General features: G+C 65.6%; 1 pseudogene. It reads right to left on the bottom strand.

The annotated features are described in order from the left end of the window. Positions 1-1,089, bottom strand: a pseudogene (locus ENZ74_RS32630) (LuxR family transcriptional regulator); the annotation flags it as partial.

Genomic DNA, 1,089 nt, shown 5'->3' with positions numbered 1-1,089 from the left:
CTCCATGAACCAGGCATCGGGCGCGATGACGCGCAGGGCCGCAAGGGCTGTGGCGCGCGCCTGATCGAACTGCTCCAGCGTGCTGTGAACGGCGGCGGCGAGAACCACGAGCTCGGCCTCGATCGTTGTGCCGGTCATCGTGCCCGGGTCGTTGCTGTCGGTCGGTCCGGCTTCGACCAGCTTGCGCGCATTGCTCAGCGTCTGTTGGGCAATCTCCGGCTGGCTGCTGTGCACCGCCAACCACAGCACGACCAGCTGCAGCCGAATGCGCTGGTCGATCAGCTTCCTCGGCAGCAGTGCCAGCAGCTGGCGCACGTAGAGAAGCTGGCACTGGGCGATGAGGTCGAGCGCATTGTTCTCCACGAACACCGCCGCGCGGGCCTGGTCGCCGGCGGCCAGCGCGTGCCCGATCGCCTCTGTCAGCATCTTGCGCTCGCCGAACCATTCGGCAGCCGCCAGATGCAGCGGCGCGATCATCTCCGGTTCGCGCCGTTCCATTTCGCGGCTAAGGAAATCGCGGAACAGATGATGGTAGCGGAACCAGCGCCGCTCTTCGTCGAGCGGCACCAGGAACAGGTTGCGCGTCTCGATCTCGGTGATCGCCGCTTCGGCGTCGGCCGCGCGCATCACCGCCCGGCAGGGCTCGGCGCTGAAGCGTTCGAAGATCGAGCTGTAGAGCAGGAATTTTGCGATCGCCGGCGGCAGTTCCAGGAACACTTCGCCCATCAGGAAGTCGGCGACGTTTCGGTTGGCGCCGGTAAAATTGCCGATGACGGTTTCCGGTGCATGCGCGGCACTCAGTGACAAAGAGGCCAGTTGCAGGCCGGCGGCCCATCCTTCGGTGCGCGAGCACAAGGTCTCCACCGTGCCGCTGCTGACGCTCAGGCCCAGCTTGTCGTTGAAGAAAGCTTCGGCCTCGGATGAGGCGAAACGCAGATCGTCGGGGCCGATTTCGAAAACGTCGCCAAGCACCCGGAGCTTGCCGAGCTGCAGGTCGGGCAGGCTGCGTGAGCCGATGACGAAAGCAACATTTTCCGGCGCCTGCCGGGTCAGGCGCTCCATGAACCGCTTCACCGCCGGCGCCTCGAC

Origin of the sequence: Mesorhizobium sp. M7A.F.Ca.CA.002.15.2.1 (genome assembly GCF_003998715.1) — a bacterium.
In the GTDB taxonomy this organism is placed as follows: domain Bacteria; phylum Pseudomonadota; class Alphaproteobacteria; order Rhizobiales; family Rhizobiaceae; genus Mesorhizobium; species Mesorhizobium ciceri.
This window is presented reverse-complemented; position numbering and strand designations above follow the sequence as displayed.